23 protein-coding genes and 3 pseudogenes are annotated in these 18268 nt (G+C 68.1%); 12 read left to right on the top strand and 14 right to left on the bottom strand.

The genetic code is table 11. The features are described from left to right. Positions 1-17 precede the first annotated feature (17 nt). Positions 18-677 (top strand): contact-dependent growth inhibition system immunity protein, encoded by a 660-nt coding sequence (locus OG747_RS37560; protein WP_067362492.1) that lies wholly within the window; start codon positions 18-20, stop codon positions 675-677. 266 nt (positions 678-943) lie between these two features. Here OG747_RS37560 and OG747_RS37555 read toward each other — a convergent pair whose 3' ends face one another. Together OG747_RS37555 and OG747_RS37550 are read right to left on the bottom strand one after the other, a co-directional pair. Further along, positions 944-1834: an IS110 family transposase gene (locus tag OG747_RS37555; protein WP_405883811.1), complete on the bottom strand. Its 891-nt coding sequence runs from the start codon at positions 1832-1834 to the stop codon at positions 944-946. 21 nt (positions 1835-1855) lie between these two features. Further along, positions 1856-2263 (bottom strand): IS5 family transposase, encoded by a 408-nt coding sequence (locus tag OG747_RS37550; protein WP_405883810.1) that lies wholly within the window; start codon positions 2261-2263, stop codon positions 1856-1858. 286 nt (positions 2264-2549) lie between these two features. Between OG747_RS37550 and OG747_RS37545 the strand changes: the two genes are divergently transcribed. Then, the gene (locus tag OG747_RS37545; protein WP_405883809.1) at positions 2550-3332 is read left to right on the top strand and encodes a TIGR03084 family metal-binding protein; all 783 of its coding nucleotides are present in this window, start codon (positions 2550-2552) and stop codon (positions 3330-3332) included. 408 nt (positions 3333-3740) lie between these two features. Next, positions 3741-4307 (top strand): hypothetical protein, encoded by a 567-nt coding sequence (locus OG747_RS37540; protein ID WP_405883808.1) that lies wholly within the window; start codon positions 3741-3743, stop codon positions 4305-4307. Here OG747_RS37540 and OG747_RS37535 read toward each other — a convergent pair. Further along, on the bottom strand, positions 4225-5055 hold the full coding sequence (locus OG747_RS37535) for an IS5 family transposase (RefSeq protein ID WP_405883807.1): 831 nt from the start codon (positions 5053-5055) through the stop codon (positions 4225-4227). The genes OG747_RS37540 and OG747_RS37535 overlap by 83 nt on opposite strands. 257 nt (positions 5056-5312) lie before the next feature. Here OG747_RS37535 and OG747_RS37530 point away from each other — a divergent pair, with 257 nt between their 5' ends. From OG747_RS37530 to OG747_RS37520, 3 genes and pseudogenes are all read left to right on the top strand, one after another. Then, complete coding sequence (locus OG747_RS37530; protein ID WP_405883806.1) at positions 5313-6086, top strand: SDR family NAD(P)-dependent oxidoreductase; 774 nt, start codon at positions 5313-5315, stop codon at positions 6084-6086. Positions 6087-6235: 149 nt separating this feature from the next. Next, a complete protein-coding gene (locus OG747_RS37525; RefSeq protein WP_405883805.1) occupies positions 6236-6607 on the top strand; it encodes a DoxX family protein in 372 nt (123 codons plus the stop codon). A 93-nt stretch (positions 6608-6700) separates the two neighbouring features. Then, positions 6701-6889, top strand: a pseudogene (locus OG747_RS37520) (NAD(P)H-binding protein); the annotation flags it as partial. A gap of 193 nt (positions 6890-7082) precedes the next feature. Here the strand turns inward: OG747_RS37520 and OG747_RS37515 are convergent. The 3 genes and pseudogenes from OG747_RS37515 to OG747_RS37505 all read right to left on the bottom strand — a co-directional run. After that, positions 7083-7418, bottom strand: a pseudogene (locus tag OG747_RS37515) (transposase); the annotation flags it as partial. Between the two features lie 255 nt (positions 7419-7673). After that, positions 7674-7883: a DUF6243 family protein gene (locus OG747_RS37510; RefSeq protein WP_030839593.1), complete on the bottom strand. Its 210-nt coding sequence runs from the start codon at positions 7881-7883 to the stop codon at positions 7674-7676. Positions 7884-8180: 297 nt separating this feature from the next. Continuing rightward, positions 8181-8588: a contact-dependent growth inhibition system immunity protein gene (locus tag OG747_RS37505; protein WP_405883804.1), complete on the bottom strand. Its 408-nt coding sequence runs from the start codon at positions 8586-8588 to the stop codon at positions 8181-8183. 386 nt (positions 8589-8974) lie between these two features. Here OG747_RS37505 and OG747_RS37500 point away from each other — a divergent pair, with 386 nt between their 5' ends. From OG747_RS37500 to OG747_RS37490, 3 genes and pseudogenes are all read left to right on the top strand, one after another. Next, on the top strand, positions 8975-9199 hold the full coding sequence (locus OG747_RS37500) for a hypothetical protein (protein WP_405883803.1): 225 nt from the start codon (positions 8975-8977) through the stop codon (positions 9197-9199). 32 nt (positions 9200-9231) lie between these two features. Further along, a complete protein-coding gene (locus OG747_RS37495) occupies positions 9232-10278 on the top strand; it encodes a hypothetical protein (RefSeq protein ID WP_405883801.1) in 1047 nt (348 codons plus the stop codon). 254 nt (positions 10279-10532) lie between these two features. Further along, positions 10533-10649: pseudogene (locus tag OG747_RS37490) on the top strand (IS5/IS1182 family transposase); the annotation flags it as partial. Here the strand turns inward: OG747_RS37490 and OG747_RS37485 are convergent. The 4 genes from OG747_RS37485 to OG747_RS37470 all read right to left on the bottom strand — a co-directional run bounded on the left by OG747_RS37485 (position 10638) and on the right by OG747_RS37470 (position 13481). Further along, positions 10638-11237 (bottom strand): hypothetical protein, encoded by a 600-nt coding sequence (locus OG747_RS37485; protein ID WP_405883800.1) that lies wholly within the window; start codon positions 11235-11237, stop codon positions 10638-10640. The pseudogene OG747_RS37490 and the gene OG747_RS37485 overlap by 12 nt on opposite strands. Positions 11238-11757: 520 nt before the next feature. Then, complete coding sequence (locus OG747_RS37480; RefSeq protein ID WP_405883799.1) at positions 11758-12024, bottom strand: hypothetical protein; 267 nt, start codon at positions 12022-12024, stop codon at positions 11758-11760. 56 nt (positions 12025-12080) lie between these two features. Next, positions 12081-12833, bottom strand: coding sequence for a hypothetical protein (locus OG747_RS37475; RefSeq protein ID WP_405883798.1), 753 nt, complete (start codon positions 12831-12833; stop codon positions 12081-12083). 303 nt (positions 12834-13136) lie between these two features. Then, a complete protein-coding gene (locus OG747_RS37470) occupies positions 13137-13481 on the bottom strand; it encodes a helix-turn-helix domain-containing protein (RefSeq protein ID WP_405885904.1) in 345 nt (114 codons plus the stop codon). Between the two features lie 89 nt (positions 13482-13570). On the opposite strand from OG747_RS37470, the gene OG747_RS37465 reads away from it, so the two are divergent. Further along, entirely contained in the window at positions 13571-14041 is a 471-nt protein-coding gene (locus tag OG747_RS37465) for a PH domain-containing protein (protein WP_405883797.1), read from the top strand. A gap of 318 nt (positions 14042-14359) precedes the next feature. Here OG747_RS37465 and OG747_RS37460 read toward each other — a convergent pair whose 3' ends face one another. Both OG747_RS37460 and OG747_RS37455 read right to left on the bottom strand, forming a co-directional pair. Continuing rightward, positions 14360-14530, bottom strand: a complete 171-nt coding sequence (locus tag OG747_RS37460; RefSeq protein ID WP_405883796.1) for a hypothetical protein — start codon at positions 14528-14530, stop codon at positions 14360-14362. 406 nt (positions 14531-14936) lie between these two features. After that, positions 14937-15317: a hypothetical protein gene (locus OG747_RS37455; protein WP_405883795.1), complete on the bottom strand. Its 381-nt coding sequence runs from the start codon at positions 15315-15317 to the stop codon at positions 14937-14939. A gap of 177 nt (positions 15318-15494) precedes the next feature. Here OG747_RS37455 and OG747_RS37450 point away from each other — a divergent pair, with 177 nt between their 5' ends. Then, positions 15495-15776, top strand: a complete 282-nt coding sequence (locus OG747_RS37450; protein ID WP_405883794.1) for a hypothetical protein — start codon at positions 15495-15497, stop codon at positions 15774-15776. A gap of 162 nt (positions 15777-15938) precedes the next feature. Here the strand turns inward: OG747_RS37450 and OG747_RS37445 are convergent, their stop codons facing one another. Continuing rightward, positions 15939-16370 carry an SRPBCC family protein gene (locus OG747_RS37445; protein ID WP_405883793.1) on the bottom strand — a complete coding sequence of 144 codons (432 nt, stop codon included), beginning with the start codon at positions 16368-16370 and terminating at the stop codon, positions 15939-15941. A 169-nt stretch (positions 16371-16539) separates the two neighbouring features. Here OG747_RS37445 and OG747_RS37440 point away from each other — a divergent pair, with 169 nt between their 5' ends. Further along, positions 16540-16758: a hypothetical protein gene (locus OG747_RS37440; protein ID WP_405883792.1), complete on the top strand. Its 219-nt coding sequence runs from the start codon at positions 16540-16542 to the stop codon at positions 16756-16758. A 102-nt stretch (positions 16759-16860) separates the two neighbouring features. Here OG747_RS37440 and OG747_RS37435 read toward each other — a convergent pair whose 3' ends face one another. After that, on the bottom strand, positions 16861-17607 hold the full coding sequence (locus tag OG747_RS37435; RefSeq protein ID WP_405883790.1) for a PP2C family protein-serine/threonine phosphatase: 747 nt from the start codon (positions 17605-17607) through the stop codon (positions 16861-16863). Positions 17608-18268 lie beyond the last annotated feature (661 nt).

The following is an 18268-nucleotide window of genomic DNA, read 5'->3' as shown; positions in this document are numbered from 1 at the left end:
AGACAGGTCCACAGCCCATGGCGCCCATCCACGACCGCTTCACGGAACTGCACGACCTCCTGCAGGCGTACGAATGGAGCGGCAACACATTCGACGACACGATGGAAGCACCCGGCGCAGCGCTCACCTCCTACCTGCGTGTCGTCGCGGCCAAACCCCAGCGTGCGGCAGCCGCAGTACGCGAGCTCGACGATCTGCTCGCCGTCGGCCTGTTCAGCGACGAGGTAGCCGACGACGTCGACCTCCTTCCGCACATCGAACCGCCGTCAGGCGTGAGCGTCGAGGACTGCCTGCGGGTCATCCGCCATCACCTCAGCCACTTCCTCGCGAAGCCGCCGGCCGACGGTTCCACCCACCGCCCGCAGACTGCCTGGGAGTGGCGTGAGCGGTTCCCCGCGCTCGCCCACCTTCTGGGGTCCTACTTTCACCAGGACTTCTCCGCCGAGTACCAGTCGCACGCTGAGGCCGTCGACGACTACCTGGCCTTGGAGTCCCCGGAGGACCACCGAGCCGCGGCCACGGACATCGACGCGTTCATCGCAGCCAACCCGAACGACGACGACCTGACGGAAGCCGCCCGTGTACTCGGTCTGCGCATCGCGCCTCCAAAGGGAGTTCCACTGCGCCAGTGGCTCATCGACATCAGGGACATCCTCACTCACCACACTGCCGCCTGATCCCGCCCGGCGCGGCCGTCAGAACCGTGGTGCCCCGGTACTCGCCCCCCAACGGATCAACACCCCCCATGATCCGCTCAAGTCACCGCTGACCAGGCGGGCCCGTCACCCGCCAGCGTCCGTCGCTCCCTGTTCCGCCCGCGCGAGGGCTTGCAGCCGAACGGAGCGCACCACCGCGAACGCGCCCACCGCCGCCTCCCCCAGAGACCCCCCGGCTGACGCGCGCCAGCCGGGGTTCTGCATCGCCTGTCCTGTCACAGACGCCCCTATAACGGGGGGTCGGTAGACACCGTCCTGACCAGGTTGAAGACCTCGCGGGCGGCATATCGCTTGAGGCATCGGATGATCTCACGACGGGTTTTGCCCTCCTGGGTGCGGCGTTCGTAGTACGCCTGGGTGCGCGGGTCGTGGCGCAGCCGGGTGAACACGATGCGGTGCAGAGCGGCATTCGCCTGCCGGTCGCCACCATGGTTGAGCCGGCGCGAGCTCCGACCGCCCGAGGAGTACTCGACGGGGCTGACTCCGCACAGAGCGGCGAAAGACGCCTCGCTGCCCAGCCGCTCGGGATTGTCGCCCATGGTGATCAGAAGCGTGACAGCGGAGTCCGGGCCGATACCCACCTGCGCGAGCAGCTGCGGGGCCTGGCGCTCAACGAGCCCAGTCAGTCGCTGATTCAGCTCAACGATCTGCCCGGTGAGCTGCTCGATGCGCTGAGCCAGCATGCTCAGCGTCATGAGAGTGGCCTCAGCTACAGGGTCCTCATCGCTCCCGCCGGCCTCGCCCTCGCGCGGACTGAGGCGTGCGCAGGTGCGGAACAGTTCGCGGTTGCCCAGGCCAGACAGCCGTTCCCGCAGGACCGGGTCGGCTACGACCAGAACGGCCTTGAGCTGGTTGATCGCCTGGGTGCGGGCCTTGACCGCGGAATCCTTGGCGAGCTTGAACATCCGAGCACTCTGCACCCGACCGTCGCCAGTCTTCGCCCGCGCCTGGGCGCGACCGCTGAGCACGGCCCGCGCGGCGGCCTGTGCGTCGAGCGGGTCTGACTTCCCAAGCAGCCGGCGGGCCGAGAGGTCGGGCCGGTTCACCTCGAACACCACGACATGCTGCGCCAGCAGGTACCGCGACAGACCCGCGCCGAAGGTACCGGTCCCCTCCACCCCCGGCCCGCCGCACCATGCCTAACTGACGACCAGCAGCAGGCCCATCGTGTCGACGATCACGTGTCTCTTCCGCCCTGTCGTTCGCTTCCCCGCATCGAATCCACGCGCCTCGCCGCCCTCGCTGGTCTTGATCGACTGGGCGTCGATCACGGCGGCCGACAGCTCAGGGTCGCGTCCGGCCCCGATCCGGAGCTGGCGGCGTAGTTCATCGTGGATGCGGTCCCAGCTGCCGTCCCGGCGCCACTTGGTGAACCAGCGGTGCGCCGCGTCCCAGGGCATCAGGTCGCGCGGGAGCATCCGCCACTGGCAGCCCGAGCGCAGTACGTAGAAGATCGAGTCGAGCACCAATCGGTCTCCGTACTTACGCACCCCGCCGCCTTTCCGCAGGTTACGCACGGGAAGGAGCGGCCGGATGACCTCCCACATCTCATCGGTCAGGTTGGACGGACAGCATGGGCCGCTAACGGCCTCGGACTTGTCGCACTGGCACACACCACGTGATCATTCCGGGGCCGTCGCCGTGCCTGGAGAGCAGATCGCAACCGTCACGCGTCTCGCATGACCAGCCAGCCCGACACGCTCTGCGCCGCCGTCGAGGAAGCACGGTGGTCCCGTAGTGCCACGAGCCCCACCACCGAGTGGGCAGACTCCGGCGACATCGGAGTCTGCCCGCACACTTCGTCTCCGCCGTTGGTCAGGAAGGAGTGGCACCATGGCGCACATGTTGAACTACAACCTCGCCGTCCCCGACTTAGATGACGCCGGTATCCTGTCCGCGCTGGTGGCTGAGGGTGACGAGCTCGACGTCCTGGTCAGGGCAGTGGACGACTGGTCCATACCGACACCGGCACCCGGCTGGACGGTCGCCCACCAGATAGCCCACCTCGCGTGGGCGGACGCGAACGCACTCAGCGCCTTACGCACTCCGGACGCGTTCGGCGCCGAGCTCGGGCGGGCGGAAGCCGAAGGCAGCGGGTATGCAGACAAGGCCGCCGCCGCGGGAGCGGCCAAACCACGGTCGGTACTTCTGGACGAGTGGCGGGCCGGTCGAGCGGAACTGGCGGCGGCACTACGCAGCACGCCATGGGACCACGCATTCCCCTGGTACATGTCGAAGGTGACCCCGGCCCTGATGGCGCCCCTTCGTCTGATGGAAACCTGGGCACACGGGCAGGACGTCTTCGATGCTGTGGGCGTGGCACACCGCCCGACGGATCGACTGCAGCACGTGGCGTCGCTGGGGGTGTTGGGACGGGCGCTGTCCTTCGCCGCTGTCGGACTGCCTGAGCCGGCGGACCCCTTCCGCGTCGAGCTGACAGCACCTGACGGACGGACCTGGGTGTGGGGCCCCGAGGCTGCCGTGCAACGGGTACAGGGCGGCGCTATCGACTTCTGCCTGTGTGTCACCCGGCGTCGCCCCTGGTCCGAGACCAACATGACGGCGACCGGCGAGGACGCCCAGAAGTGGCTGGAGGTGGCGCGCGTCTTCCTCTGAAAACGTGTCGGGGTGCCTGGGTCATACGAGACGCGTGACGGTTGCGATCTGCCCTCCAGACACGGCGACGGCCCCGGAATGATCACGTGGTGTGTGCCAGTGCGACAACTCCGAGGCCGTCAGCGGCCCATGCTCGGCGTAATCAGCTGGCCACCCGACAAGCTCTGAGACGAAGGATGCGCACAGGTCTCTCCAGCGGTCACGCAGCGTCGCAACTACATGTTCACCAGGGGCCTGTGCCCACCTTGATGCTGAGGCATTCCACGCCGCCTACCTGCGCGGGCTCTAAGTGCGTTGTGGCAAAGGGAGTCCCTGTTCGATGAGCAGGGGCTTCTTCGTGTGCGGGGCATGATCGCGACGGGGTAGGGGGAGGCAGCGGACGGCTTGTTGTTGATCGAGGAGGTTGCGATGCCGTCGGTGCTGGGGTTGATGGAACGGCGTGAGGCGCGGGCGAGGCAGGATCTGGAGTCCTGGACGGAGGTTCTGGAGCAGGCTCAGGCGGAGGTAAATGCCGCGCGGGAGCGAGTCGAGCGGGCCCGGGTGGGGCGTGAGGAGCTCGTGTTGGTGCTGGCCGAGGAGAGCACGGTTAATACGCCGGTTTCCGTGCCTTCTGGTGGTGAGGTGGCTACCGCTGTGGGATCCAGCGGCTTGGGCGCGGTGCATGGCGAGCGGCCGCCGGTGTGGCGGTCGGGCATGGGTAAGGAGGTGCTCAGCGGCCTGTACCGGGAGGTGTTCGCCGCTGCGGTGGCCGCTTCGGGGCCGGTGAACGGGGTGGAGCTGACGCGGGCGGTGGGCCGGGAAGCGCAGATCAAGAACGAGGTGGAGAAGATCCGTCACCGTGCCTACGCGCTGGAGAAGCGGGGCTGGCTGGTGCGGGCGAAGGACGGACGGTTCACGCCCGCGCCTGGAACAGTCGGCCGGGGCGCTTCTCCGGCCAGCGCGGAGCGTCTCCGGCCAGGCGCCGGGACAGCCTGATCACGGCGGCCCACCACACCATCTGGGCGTGGTGGTCGAGGCGGCGTTCGTGGTCGCGGTTGAGGCGGCGTGAGCGGGAGAGCCAGCTCAGCGTGCGCTCCACCACCCACCTGCGGGCCAGTACGACAAATCCGCGTTGTCCGTCGGAGCGGCGCACGACCTCGATCCTCACTCCGTGGCGGGCGAACGCCTTCGCCGGCGCCGGACCCTGGTAGGCACTGTCGACCCACACCAGCTTCAACAGCCGGCCCGGCTGGTCCATGAACGTCTCCAGCAGCGCAGGGGCGGCCTTGGAGTCGTGCACATCGGCCGTGGTCACGGTGACCTCCAGGAGCAGGCCCGCTGTATCGGTCAGGATATGACGCTTGCGCCCGTCACGTGACTTGCCGCCGTCGTATCCGCGACTGTCCTCGCCCACGGTCTCGGAGGCGTCCACCGACTGACTGTCGATGATTCCCGCGCTGGGCTCGGCGTTGCGGCCTGAGCGTTCCCTCGCCGTGTGGCGCAGGCGTTCGTACAGTTCACGCACGTAGTCGTAGGCCCGCCAGCGGCGGAAGAAGTCGTAGACCGCCCGCCAGTGCGGGAAGTCGACCGGCAGGGCCATCCACTTCACACCGTTGTCGACCAGGTAGCGCACCGCGTCGAGCATCTCGCGGTGGCAGTACATCTCCGGACGCCCGCCACGCGTGAGGAGCCAGGCCGGCACCGGCATCGCGGAGCGGACCTCGGCCCACTCCGCATCCGTCATGTCACTCGGATAGCAGCCTGCCCGCAGCCCCGGAGCGATCGAACCGAACCGGTGCACGTAGCAGTCACACCCAGGGGTGACCGTGGTGGACGCAGGCACAGTGGTACTGCTCAACTGATCAGGCAACGGGCTTCCTTGGTCGTGCTGGGTCTCGTAACCGCGTCACTACCAAGGGGCCCGTTCTTTCATGCCCGCGGCCGCACCCGTACCTCTGTCCAGATGATCACCCGCGCCGCACACCTCGAACGAAATCCGGTTTGCCACAACGCACTAAGCGGCAAGACCGCTCTCGTCACCGGTTCCAGCCGGGGCATCGGCCGGGCCACCGCACCGCCCTCGGCCTGGCCCGCGAGGGGGCCCTGGTCGCCGTGCACTACGGGCGCGACAAGCAGGCCGCCCAGGAGACCGTCGACCTGATCGAGAAGGACGGCGGGCGGGCCTTTACCGTCGGCGCGGAACTGGCTACGCCCGGCGCCATCGACCAGCTGCTCCACCATCTGGAGGCCGGCCTGCGCGAGCACAACGGGCGGAGCACCCTGGACATCCTGGTGAATAACGCCGCCGCGACGACGGCTGGGGACGCTCCGGAGGAGGTGTCCGCCGAGCAGCTCGACCAGATCTTCGCGGTCAACGCCAAGGCCCCCTTCCTCATCGTCCAGCGCGCCATCGGGCTGATCCCGGACGGCGGACGCATCGTCAACATCTCCTCCGCGGTCACCCGGATAGCCATGCCGCCGCAGGTGGTCTACGCGATGTCCAAGGGCGCGCTCGACCAGCTCACGCTGCACTTCGCACGGCACCTCGCCCCCCGGGGGATCACGGTCAACAGCGTTCTCCCCGGCGCCACGGACAACGGCAGCGCGGCCTTCCAGATGCCCGAGGTACGGGAGCCGATGTCCCAGCTGTCGGCATTCAAGCGCCTCGGCGAGCCGGAGGAGGTCGCCGACGTGGTGGTCTTCCTCGCCACCGACCAGGCGCGCTGGATCACCGGATCGTCCCTCGACGCCACCGGCGGCAGCCTCCTCGGCTAGAAGTCTGTGCGGCTCCGTCCTCTCAACACCGTGAGGACACCCACGACTTCAGCTTCACCGGCCGCGGATGTCGCCCCGCCTGCAGCTGCGAGTCCGCTCCGTCCCCTTGTCCCCCCGCTTCCCCTCTCACCGAAGGTCTCCAGTCCCTGATGAACATCGTCCTGTGGATCGTGCAGGCAGTACTGGCCGTCATGTTCGCCATGGCCGGCGTCATGAAATCCACCCAGCCCAAGGACAAGCTCGCCAAAAAGCTGCCCTGGGTGGCCGACTTCTCACCCGGCACCGTCCGCTTCATCGGCATCGTGGAGTTCGCCGGCGCCCTCGGGCTGATCCTGCCCGCGGCCACCGGCATCGCCCCCGTACTGACCCCGCTGGCAGCGACCGGCCTGGCCGTCACGATGCTGCTGGCCGCGCTCACCCACGCCCGCCGCAAGGAACCCTCCGCGATCGGCTTCAACGCCGTCCTGCTGATCCTCGCCGCGCTGGTCGCGTTGGGCCGCTTCGGCCCGTACAGCTTCTGAAGCCGCCACCCACCCCAACTCCTACAGCGTGGGTCCCGGTTCGTCACCGACCGCCGGGCCTCACCGTCCGCCCCGCCTCCTCCTTCCCCCGCCCTGACCGCCCCACCGGCAAGGAGCCACCCCCAGCGTGTCACCGTCTTTGGCGCCACCGGCGGCATCGGCCGCCACGTCGTCCGCCAGCTGCTGAACGAGGGCCACCGGGTCACCGCCATGGCCCGTACCCCGGCCAAGCTCGCGATCACCGACCCCGGCCTCACAGACACCCCTATAACAGGGGCGCTGGATACCGACCCGACCGGATGGACGACCTCTCGGGTGGCATGTACGCAGGCCGGCCCTATCCGGGCCACGGCCTCGATCGAATATGCCGAGCCCTTCCTTACTCACCAGCCCCACGTGCGCTGCGCAGATCCTCGATGATGGACTGATGACCGCACCTGCGCGCGAACCGCTCGACGCTGAGGCTCGCGCACGCCTACAGGCAGTCGTGTTCGACACCAACGCCTTCGGCCACGGCCTGCCTGACCTGGGGCAACTGCGCCTCGCAGCTGAGCAGATGGGAGAGGCGGTGGAAGACCACCCGGGCCGCATAGCGTTTGAGGCAACGGACGATTTCGCGCCGGGTCTTGCCCTCCTTGATGCGGCGCTCGTAGTAGTCCTGGGTGCGCGGGTCGACCCGCAGGCGGGTGAACACGATGCGGTGGAGCGCGGCATTGGCCTGCCGGTCGCCGCCGCGGTTGAGGCGACGGTACTGCCGGCGTCCCGAGGAACGCTCGACGGGGCTGACCCCGCACAGCGCGGCGAAGGACGCCCTGCACGCTCTTCCTGACAATGTCGCCCGGGCTGGGCACGGGGAACGCTCTGGTGGTGATGCTGCTGGTGCAGCTCGGGTGGTGGCGGTGACGCGGCTGCTGAATCTGCGGCCGCCCCGGGTGGTCGGCTGAGACGCGGGTGCTCGGCCGAGAGCTGAGCGGGACCGGCCGCGCCCGGTAGGGCAGCAGGGCCCGGACCGCGCGTCGCGGTCCGGGCCCTGCCCCAGGCGGTGCCGCCCTGCGGCGGCGGTGCGTCAGCTCTGTGCGGTGTCGTCGCTCGTCTGCCCGGCGCCCTCGGCTGCGCCTGCCTTCTCGCGCATCTTGCGCACCAGCTCCGCCTTCTGGTCGGCGGCACCCTGGCGGTCGAGGTTGCGGTGCGGACCGTTGTTCTGCCGTTCGGCGCGGGACAGCTTCTTGCGCTGGCCGCCGCCCATGCCCACTGGGTTGTTGATGTTCTTGCTCATGGGTTCTCCCGGAATGATGTGAAGTGATCTACGGATTCATCGGTGGGGGACGGGCGCGGCGATATCGAAGGACGTCAGCAGGGGCCCATCACGCTCTCACTCGTAAATCGGCGTCTGGAAGAACATGACCAAGACGTTACCCGGTTCCGTCGGACCCGCACACCAAGTTTTTCGCCGTCCCGGCGTCGGCCGGGCCTTCGGCAAGCACCCGGGGTCAGCCGTTTCCTTCCAGTCAGCTAACGGACCATGCGTCTTCGGCGGACAGCCCCGTAGAAGACGACAGGCACCTGTAACGCATCAGGAATTCTGGACGGCGCCTACGAACCGCTCGACCTCGCTTCGCAGGTCTGGCGAGAGGTCGGAGAGGCCGCCGACGATGAAGGTCAGTTGCCTTGCAAGCTCCGGATAAACACTCCAAACCGCGGAGGTCCTGGTCAGGACTGCACGCAGCAGGTCGCCCTCGCCCATGTGGCCTTCGGCCAGCGGGTTGTCACGAAGCACCTCCACCGCGAGCGGAAGAAGCACCGGCAGCCCAATGTCCTGCCTGATCAGCAGGCGCAGGTCCTCAACGGTCAGAGTCCCGACCGGCCGGCTCCGCAGGGCATGCGCCGTCGCAATGAGACGGGTGACGTCAGGTGAGGGTGCCTGCCAGCGATCACGTTCAAGCTCCTCGAGGGACCGACTACGGTCGATAGATACAGTCACCAGGCGATTCTCTCGTAGATGCGAGATCTCAAACGCGGTTTGATTCCAGGGTTGCTGTCCTGGCGAAGGGACCTCCCCACCGGCCCGCGCCGGCGGGTACGCAAGGCAGGGGACGTACCAGTCATACTCATTCACCTTCCGACCCGATGTCGCAGCGCGCAGCCGGCACCGGACCGCGCGGGCGGTCAGAACCGTGACGACGCCTGGTCGGCAAGCCCCTATCGAGACACACCCGCCCGGCGCGGTACCAGCAACGCACCATCCCCGGCCGGCGGTCGACACAGCGTGAGCAAGACACCCCGGTCAGAGATCTCAAGGTCAATCTCGTCCCGTGCTGGCAGTCAGGGATGAACACCGGCACGCCCAGCATGCGAACCTACGAGAGCATGGCGCAGAAGATGATCAAGGGCGATGTCTCCCTCTTCGGACCGGACGACGCGATCTTCTACCAGGTGACGCCCGTCTACAACGACGACACCAGCACGATCCCGGTGGGAGTCACCATGAACGCTAATATCGAACGGGCAGACGGGACGACCGAGGAGCTGTTCCCCAACGTTTATGTCACCAACACCCTGAAGAACACCGGGTTGTACAACCTCGGTAACTGATCACAGTTCAGTTCGCGCCATCGGGAGCCGGCATGAGTTTCACCACCCCGCCGCGGCCGTTCGACGTGACCGCGCTCTTCCCTCAACTGGCCCCGCTGGCACGCACGGCGACCCGGCTGCATCCCCGGCCCGGGTCTCCGTCCGTGCACGACAGCTCGGTCGGCGGGCCGCTCCTGTGGCCCGCCGACGAGCCGTGGCACCACTGCGAAGAGCCGCACGACAGTGAAGCAGCAGACGAGATGCACTCTCCGGACGACATCCGGCTCCTGCGTCGCATCCGTGCAGCAGCGGCCGAGCGACGGCTCCGCGACCCCCAGGCACCCGCGATCACGCCCGAGGAACGGGAGATCGAGCAGCGGCTCCGCGAGGGCCACCCGTGGTTCGACGGCCCGATTCCCATGATTCCCGTGGCCCAGCTCTACACCCGCGACGTCCCTCTCCCGGTCAGCCCTCCCGGAGCCGACCTTCTCCAGGTCCTGTGGTGCCCTTGCGACCACTCGGAGATTGCACACCCCCGAACCGCCCTCTTCTGGCGTTCCTCCGCCTCCGTCACCGACGTCGTCGATGCCCCGCCCGAGCCGCCCGTGATCCAGTTCGACTGGTACCTCCCGGAACCCTGCCTGCTCACACCGGAACAGGTCACCGACTACCCCAGCCCCATGGAGCTGAGCAAGGAACTGCAGCAGCAGTTGGGCGACGTGAACCGGTGGGAGACAGCCGGATTCGCGTGGGACGGCACCGGCGCGCTGGACCCGCAGGAGTTCTACTTCCGCAACCTGTGTCACGCCCCCGGGTGGAAGACCGGCGGCTGGACCCGCTGGGGCCTCACCGACCCCATGCCCCGCCCCTGCCCCGAATGCGGCACCGAGACGACCCCGCTCCTCACCATCGCGTCCTCGGAATGGAACTCCGGCAGCAAGAGCTGGATGCCCGACGAGGAACGGACGAACCCGACTCCGCTCCTCATCGGCACCCCACCCTCGAACTTCACTCTCATCGACATCGCCGGCGGCTACAGCCTTCAACTCCACGTGTGCCCGAAGTCCCCGGACCATCCTCACATCGAACTGGTCCAGTGACCGGTCGCGCAGGACCGGACCTGCCGATGCCGGTCGGTATCCGCGCCGCCTTGACCCACGGCAGCAGCAGACGCTTTCGCTCCTCGAACCGGCAGTACGGTCCACCCGGACCGTCGGTTCCTCACCGGCGAGCGTCCGCTCGGCGGTCTCGGCCTGACTGCCGAAGAGCACCAGGTTGCTCAGCCTCGGTAACTGATCACAGCCAGTTCGTGCCATCGGGAGCCGACATGAGTCCCACCACCCCGCCGCGGCCGCTCGAACGGACGATCAATGCGCTCAAGGGCTCCCGGGCCGTGGCGACCAGGTACGACAAGAGAGCGTATGTCTTCCACGGCACCGTCACCCTCGCCGCGATGCGGCTATGGCGCCGATGGGGACATGCCGGACAGCTCCCGGTTGTCCTGACGGCCGTAGCGCTCCCTATCCCGCGCCACCCCTTCGGCACTCACCGATGACTGGATGGTGCACACATCTCCGATACGGTCGCCGCCGCGCCGACGCTGTCGCCATTCTTCGTGAGCCCGGAACACCATGACGGACACCTGTGAAGCAGGCTGCCAGTGCCGTGTGAAGGTCGGAGCATTCACGTCCGGGGCGTCTTCCAGGGGTACACCGTGCTTCCCCAACAGCCGCTCCAGTTTGTCGAACCGGAGGTGGCGGTCGAAGCGCCCGTACCGGTCGCGAATTGCCCTGTTGACGATGCTGCCGCCCCAGTACGACAGCCGATGCACCTGCAAGGTGAAGTGGTGCCCCTCCCAAGGATGGTCCGGTGTTTCCCGAATCCAGAAGAACTCAGCCATTCCGTAGTCGCGCCACATGCTGTGGTCGTCAAGGGAGTTCTCGGCGAAATCGGAACCCAGCATCGCGGTCACCCGGTCGGGACTGTCCGTCGGATTGGCACCGAGCACCGTTCCGGAGGCGACCACGTCCATGTAGAACGCAAGGGAATGCGGAGTCAACTGGTCTTCCTTGACGGGGCGCCGGGTATCAGAAGCGACGGCCTCAGCATATGCGACCGGGGAAGCCACGAAGATCCGCCGGACAGGCCCTAAGCACAGTACGTGGCGAAACTCGCCAACTGAAGTGCGCCGGCGCTGTGCTCACGGTGAAGTCTTCCGGCTGTGCCGGGACACGCGCCGGGTGAGGTCAGCCGTATCGGAGTATGCCGCCCGACCGGACCAGCCAGAAACGGAGTTGCGGCTTCCGGGGAGCATGCGGTAGCGCCCGGACGGCTCGCGTGGGATTCGCGCATTGCAGAACGTGGGCCGATAGAGCCTGTCCTGCCAACAACCGCGACGGGCTGGAGAGGCGAGACCTCCGCAGGCCAGGGTGGGTAGCAGTCGCGGCGGACTGTCACCTACCTCGTGGCGGGAAGACCTCGTCCTCCCCGCCCGCTCTCCCCGGGGATGCGGCTTCCCGCACACCAGGAGCGGGCAGACGGGCAGGACGAGCTGCCCTTCCTTGCTCGCCACGCGGCAGTCACTGTCGCGACCGCGCTTTGCGACGGCGCTGAGCAGGCACCCGGTTGCGGGCTTGGCGCTCGCGATGACGCATCCACGCCAGCAGCACATCGCGCTTGTGCTCGGACTCCTCCGGTACGAGGGTCTGGGCGAGCGCGAGCAGGCCAGGTACCGCGATCCCGACGACGACCGCGATAGCCACGGCCCACCACGGGGCGCCCACCATCGTCAACGCGGTGACCGCCGCTCCCGCGCCGATCGCTCCTCCGGTGAAACGACGGGCCACGCCACTCCGGGCAGGAGGCTGGGACTGCGGGCCGGGACCTCCTTCGATTCCGTTGTTCACCGGTCACCCGCTTTCGCCGAAGCGATACGGGTATACAGGGCGTCGATCTCGCCGAGGGAGGTCAGCCGTGCCCCGTGGAGACGCAGCCGGCGCATGTGTCCCTCGACGGCCCGGGAGGTCATCCCCAGCGCGTCGCCGATCTCCTTCTGCGTCATTTTCTGCTGGTAGAGGAGACTGCAGATCGCTCGGGCCTCCCAGGTGGCGTCCCGCAGGATCCGCTGGACGGTCCACCGGTAGATCACGGCCTCATCCGGAGGAAGGTCCCGTCCGACCTGGTCGCTGTCGATGACGGCGTTGGCCGTCATCGCAAGGTGGCGCCGGTGACGGCTCGCCCACTTCTTGAAGGCGTCCCGGAACATGAGCATGCACGTCACCGTGAAGTAGGTGCGCATGGTGGCACCGCGGTCGGGGTCCCGCTGGCCGGCAGGGAGGAATTCCTCCGTGAAGAGCGCCACGGCGCTCTGGACGGCGTCGTGGGCGACCTCGTCACGGATGGCGCCGCGCCGCTTCAGGGTCTCGATCTCGTGCCAGCGTGCGGTGATCGAGATGTGCCGTTCGCCGCACTTCTGGACGAGCGTTCCGTCCCTCATCCACGCGCGCAGGACCTTCCAGCCGTAGACCCAGAGTTCCTGACGCAGCTGTTCCATCTCGCGGCCCACGAAGTCGTCCCGCTGCAGGCGCTCGTACAAAGCGCGGTCGGCGGCCAGCTTCGCGGCGTCGCCCTGCTTCGCAGGTTTGGTCGTAGTCACGCTGCCAGGTTCGGCGTCGGACTGCTGGTTCTGCTGAGTCTCCTCAAACAGCGCTATTTGATCTTGCATCAGAGCATGCACCAACCCTCGCATCAAGTGTTGTATTGCGCTGCTCTATGGAGAGTTCGGCGATTCATCCCACGCGCATGACGAGATTTTTTTGCGGCGATGCTGTTTCCGCAGCTCACGGCGATGCTGCCGACTCTTCGCAACGTGCCGTCTCGGAGGGCCCGAGTGCTGAGCTGAACCGGAAATGCGCGGGGCCCGGCCAACAGGCCGGGCCCCGCGCGGAGAATTTCGGTGTCAGGTGCGAGGAGCGGGAAGAGCCGGGGCCGAATCAGCGACGAGGGAATCCCGCCCCGCGGCCAGCTGCGGCACGTATTTGTACAGCGTCGTACGGGAGACGCCGAGGAGCTTCGCGATCGAGGTGACCGTATTCTCCGGCTGCACGAGCAGCGCGCGGGCGTGCCGGATCTGCTCCTCCGTCATGACAGGCGGCCGGCCGATCCGCTCGCCCCGGGCCCGCGCCGCCGCCAGGCCCTCATGGGTGCCTTGCACGATCAACTCTCGGATGAACTCCGCGAGCGCGGCGAACACATGAAAGACCAGGCGGCCGCCCGGGGTCGTAGTGTCCAGCGACTCGTGCAGGGACTCGCATGGCTTTGTTCACGAGAACCGACAGCTTGCGGTCTGACGGGATCTACGCACGGCGGCAGGCGGGTGCAAGGATCACGAGGATGACAAGCAATGCTGAGCTGTCCTTCCGCATCATGGGCGCGTCCGCACGCTGGGCGACCGCGCTGGCCGCGCTGGCGGCGATCGGGGCAGGGGTCGCGGCCGGTCTCGGTGTTCCGGGGCACGACCAGTGGGTGGGCTGCTCCTCTGTCCTCGCTGCGGGGACCCTGATAACGGCTTTCGGGTTCCTCGGGCGCCGCCTGGAGGCGGGCCAGGACGGGCTGCGGTACCGCACGGTGCTGCGGTGGCACCGACTGGAATGGGACGAGATCGACCGCTTCGAGGACGTGCGGGTGCAACCCGGCGACCGCCGCCTCAGCACCCACAACCTCCGCCTCGTGGCCAAGCTGCGCAGCGGCGAAGCCGTCTGGCTTCCGGTGCCGTACGCCGGCTCCGTGGACGCGTTCAGCTTCGAGGACCAGCTGCGCGCCCTGCGCGCAGCACACCATCACTACAGGCCCGGCACCCCATGACTCCCTGGATTCCGCGTGCAGTTCCAGCTCGACGACGAGACCCCGATGGTCCGAGCCCGGCAGCGAGACGAAGTGCGCCGAGTTCACCTGGAAGTCCCGGCTCACCAAGACGTGGTCGATCTGGGTGCGTAGCCGCCCGTTCTCCACGGGCCACGACCACGTTCGGGGCTTGCCCGCGAGCCTGGCACTGTCGTTCAGCTTTCCCGGCCCCGGGACTGGTGAGCTCGCATGTTCAGGTGTCGCCCATTCGCGGCTGAGTCCAAATGGGGCTCGCGCTGAGTGATCAGCGCGAGCTCGGCGGACGTCGATCGCCAAGGGCTATTGCATCACCACCGCGCCCTCCAGAGCCTGGGGCGCAAGGTCATCTTCCGACGCGACGACCTGATCGCACAGATGAACCGAAGCGAAGTCGGCGAACCCGGGCACCGCCAGGCCGGCCAGTTGGCCGGCCTGGCGCTTGAGATCCAGGGTTGTGCCGATACCGCGCACGGCGTCGCACAGGAAGGTCAGCCTGGCCGTGTCGGTGCTGGTGGCCGCACCGGGTGTCGCTCGGCGATCGGGGCCCGGGAGCGTCAGAGCGCATCGTTGTGTCTCTGGCGGCAAAGAGGCCCCCTGACGTGTGCCGGGCGCAGCCGCGCCCCTTGGATGACAAGGACAACTTGCGCCAGACCCGGCCCTCGAGACTGCCCAGACCTTCCGTTATGACCCTATCGCCCCAGCTCAGCAGAGGCGTTCACTCACAGGGGTGGTCCGCGCTGGTGGATCGGCGGTGTGGTGACGGGCCCGTGAGGTCTGTACCCGGCTCGGTGTGCTCGGGAAGCGGCGCAGGGTGGTGGCCTCACTCCGCAGGGTCAGGCCGTGCGCGAGCGGGTGCGTTTGCTCGCCGCCGATGGCTTTACGCGGGGTGAAGAAAACTCAGTGATAGCCAAACGGCTTCGGGGCAGTGTGCGGTCGGGGGAACGGTGACGCCGGTCCTGGTGTGAGGGAGAGCGAGAGGCACTGCGTACGTCGGGCCCTCGCGAAGCGGCCGAAGGTCGAGGAAACTGACTTCGCCGCGCTCGAGCCGCTCCTGCTGGAACACCTCAGTTTGCACGTACGGCAGGGCACTGCCGCCTTGGCGGAAGTTGTAGAGCAGCGGGCTCCATACGGCCGGATCCACGTGATGCGTACCGAGCACGACGACGCGCTCGTCGGCGTGTACACCGATCACCTCGGTCTCGACGCGGAAGAGCCGCCCCTCCCCGCCCGGTGTGAGCGCGATCGCCCTGGCCTCCATCAGGAGGGCGCATCGGCCACCCGAGGCGGCCGTACGGCGTCGGAGGCCGTCGGCGTGAGCCCGGCCGCGGCGAACTTGTCGCGCTCGAATCAGTACTCGAACCGGTGGATGGGACTGGACAGCCACCCGACTCGATGTTGCGGGCAGGTCGGCCGCCCGGCCGCCTACTGTGGAGGCATGGGCGAAATCGTCGTCGTGTATGAGCTCGACAAGCCAATGGCCAAGCACTCCTCCCTGGGGATACCGGCTGGTGAGAAACGGTCCGTCCGCAAGGTGCACGCCGCGCCCTCCGCCCCGGGGACGCCCTCGTCGACGGGACCGCGGACCCTCTGTGGCATGGACACCTTCGCCATGGAGACGGCCCGCTGGAAGCCCTCCGAGCACCCTGGGGCGCCCTGGCACCCCGCGGAGTATGCGTCCATGGTCTGTTCCGACTGCGATGCCGTGATCGAGACCTGACCGGCGTTCGGAGCATGCGACTCCAAACGGGGCCATTCCATATCCGTCAGATCCCGCGCCCCACCGCGGGCCCCGACGGAACGGCGCCCCCGGCCCGTCGGCGGCGGCTCCGAGCGGAGGCCGCCGTCCTCGACAGCCCCCAGCGCCCGCCTTCTCTACCGCTCAACCCCCTTGTTCCACGCACTCCTTGAAATGCTCCAGATCGCTGCGGACGAGCCGTTCGATCGCGTTCGTCTGGGCGAATCCCCTCAGCCCGCCGAAGGTCTCCCTGATCGCGTCGGGGTCGTACTCGAGCCGTGCCTGGACCCGGGTGCGGTTCTGGTTGATCGGCTGCAGTGAGAAGGACCCCGCCAGTTCGGGGGCGCTGGTGGTGTGCCACTCCATCACGCGTTCCCCCTTGCGATCGGAGATCTCGGCCTCGAACACCCGGGCCTGGCCGCCGGCTTCGACGTCCAGACGCGCTCGACCACCCGTCTCCGTACGGACCTCGCGCACTCCTTTCACGAACCGCGGATAGTTCTCCACGCGGTGGAGGTCGTCCCAAGCCTTGTCGATCGGCACTCCAACGTCGACGTGTTCTTCGAGGGTGCTCATGGCCCACCTCCATGTTCGGCTCATGACGCATGGGCTTTCTGTGTCCAGTGTGCGCCCGGTGGGGGTGGCCAGGCGGTGGCGCCGAGTGTTCCGGTGAACGCGATCCGCAACACGCATCGCTACGACCACGCTGTCCGTCACCACCGGCAGGTACCCGCATGCTGGTGACATGGACGTACGCCCCCCAGTGGTCGTGCTTTCGTCGGAGTCGGACGGGGGTCGGCGCGTGATGATCCGCGGCAAGTGCACGGGCGCCGCGTACAGCCTGTTCGACGTGCTGGACTTCCTGCACCGTGCCGGCCTGCCCGCAGAGGACCGGGTCATCGACGACCCGGAGCTGATCGAGTGGCGTGGTGGCGGACCGTACGACTGGGACAACACGGCGTAGCCACCGTAATCCCGGATTTCCGCCCCACCGCGTATCGCCGTCCTGGCGCGTTAGGGGTCTTCCCTGTCTGACCGCTTACAGAAAGGGCGACGGGGGCCTCCTCTACTCGTCTCCGATGCGTACGACCGCCAGCGTGATGTTGTCGGGTCCGCCCGCCGCGATGGCGGCTTTCCACAGTTCGAAGGCCGCCCGGCCGTCGTCGTGCTCCCGCGTCACCGCGTCGATCTCGTCCGGCGTCACCAGGTCGGTCAGGCCGTCCGTGCAGATGAGGTAGCGGTCGCCGGGCGACAGCGACGCGGCCGTCACGTGAGGACTGATGGGGCGGTAGCCGGGCGTACCGCCCAGGCACTGGGTGACGATGGACGTAGTGCGCTGCCCGGGTTCGAGCGGCGGGCTGTCGTCGACGCTCACCTGGCGCAGCCCGTCGCGGGAGGCCGCGAACACCCGGCTGTCACCCACGTTGAACGTCAGCAGCAAGCCGGGCTGTACGACGACGCCGGCGACGGTCGTCCCCATGGTGGCCAGCTCACTTCCGGTGCCGCCGGCGGCCCGGTACAGGGCGCGGTTGCAAGCGTTCAAGGCGTCGCGGACGGCGTCCTCGCTGCTCAGGGCGGGACCGATCGACGCGAGCCGGCGGGCGGCCAGGGCGCTGGCCACGTCGCCGCCGGGATGTCCGCCGAGCCCGTCGGCGACGGCGACCACGAGGGGCGTCCCCAGCGGGAAGACCAGGGTCTGCGGACTCTCGGTCACAGTGGCGCACAGTGTCCACGGTCCGACGACGAGGCTGTCCTCGTTCCGCTCGCGGAGCAGCCCGGGGTGGCTCAGCGCACTCACTGCGACGTACGGCATGGAGCGCCACCGCCTTCCCGCACCGGCACACCGCTGGTGGCCGGGCCCCGGACCCGCACACGAGTCCTCACGGCCGAAAGCCTGAGCCGAGAGATGGACCCTCACGAGACGTCCTGTCCGGGGCACTCCGAGAGTTGATGCCCGTCTCTCAGACGTCGGCCAGCCGCGCACACACGCAGAACTCGCGCGGTTCGGCCCAGCGGGCGCACTGGCGGGCGAAAGGTACGATGTCGCCCCGCCGCAGCGAATCCAGGCACACTGCGTCGGTCGGTTCCAACGCGCGCAGAGCCACCCGGCCGAGCCTGTCGATCCGACCACCCGCCAACCGATGAGCCGGGCAACAGCACCATTCTCCGCTGCGGCGCGCCCTCCGGCCACCGTCCACGGACGGTCACAGTGGCCCGCCGTACGCCAGGGAGCACACTGAAGTGGGTGGTGCCGGGGCTGGCAAGGGGGTGTCGACGGTGGCAAAGACGCAGCGCTCGAAGATGGCGACGTAACTCGCCCAGGCGGCGCAGCGACGTGCTCGAAGCCTGGCTCCTACTTTGGTGCTCTTCGGTTCCGCGGAGCGCAGGCGTGGCAGAACCTTCGCGCCGCGGTGAGGCCCGCGCGAAGGCTCCGAGGGTAAAACAGTCCCCGGTAGTGCTGCGCGTGTCCTGAA

Origin of the sequence: Streptomyces sp. NBC_01384 (genome assembly GCF_045040035.1) — a bacterium.
Classification (GTDB): Bacteria; Actinomycetota; Actinomycetes; order Streptomycetales; family Streptomycetaceae; genus Streptomyces.
Note: the sequence above shows the minus strand (reverse complement) of the source record. Positions and strands in the feature narration are given on the sequence as shown.

What these genes read in the sequence shown, in the direction of transcription:
- OG747_RS37455 (WP_405883795.1), bottom strand. Translation starts at nt 15,317, where the DNA reads ATGGAGGCCAGGGCGATCGCGCTCACACCGGGCGGGGAGGGGCGGCTC.
- OG747_RS37435 (WP_405883790.1), bottom strand. Translation starts at nt 17,607, where the DNA reads ATGCCGTACGTCGCAGTGAGTGCGCTGAGCCACCCCGGGCTGCTCCGC.
- OG747_RS37450 (WP_405883794.1), top strand. Translation starts at nt 15,495, where the DNA reads ATGGGCGAAATCGTCGTCGTGTATGAGCTCGACAAGCCAATGGCCAAG.
- OG747_RS37545 (WP_405883809.1), top strand. Translation starts at nt 2,550, where the DNA reads ATGGCGCACATGTTGAACTACAACCTCGCCGTCCCCGACTTAGATGAC.
- OG747_RS37445 (WP_405883793.1), bottom strand. Translation starts at nt 16,370, where the DNA reads ATGAGCACCCTCGAAGAACACGTCGACGTTGGAGTGCCGATCGACAAG.
- OG747_RS37440 (WP_405883792.1), top strand. Translation starts at nt 16,540, where the DNA reads ATGGACGTACGCCCCCCAGTGGTCGTGCTTTCGTCGGAGTCGGACGGG.
- OG747_RS37540 (WP_405883808.1), top strand. Translation starts at nt 3,741, where the DNA reads ATGCCGTCGGTGCTGGGGTTGATGGAACGGCGTGAGGCGCGGGCGAGG.
- OG747_RS37535 (WP_405883807.1), bottom strand. Translation starts at nt 5,055, where the DNA reads ATGACGGATGCGGAGTGGGCCGAGGTCCGCTCCGCGATGCCGGTGCCG.
- OG747_RS37500 (WP_405883803.1), top strand. Translation starts at nt 8,975, where the DNA reads ATGGCGCAGAAGATGATCAAGGGCGATGTCTCCCTCTTCGGACCGGAC.
- OG747_RS37550 (WP_405883810.1), bottom strand. Translation starts at nt 2,263, where the DNA reads ATGTGGGAGGTCATCCGGCCGCTCCTTCCCGTGCGTAACCTGCGGAAA.
- OG747_RS37560 (WP_067362492.1), top strand. Translation starts at nt 18, where the DNA reads ATGGCGCCCATCCACGACCGCTTCACGGAACTGCACGACCTCCTGCAG.
- OG747_RS37465 (WP_405883797.1), top strand. Translation starts at nt 13,571, where the DNA reads ATGACAAGCAATGCTGAGCTGTCCTTCCGCATCATGGGCGCGTCCGCA.
- OG747_RS37495 (WP_405883801.1), top strand. Translation starts at nt 9,232, where the DNA reads ATGAGTTTCACCACCCCGCCGCGGCCGTTCGACGTGACCGCGCTCTTC.
- OG747_RS37525 (WP_405883805.1), top strand. Translation starts at nt 6,236, where the DNA reads ATGAACATCGTCCTGTGGATCGTGCAGGCAGTACTGGCCGTCATGTTC.
- OG747_RS37510 (WP_030839593.1), bottom strand. Translation starts at nt 7,883, where the DNA reads ATGAGCAAGAACATCAACAACCCAGTGGGCATGGGCGGCGGCCAGCGC.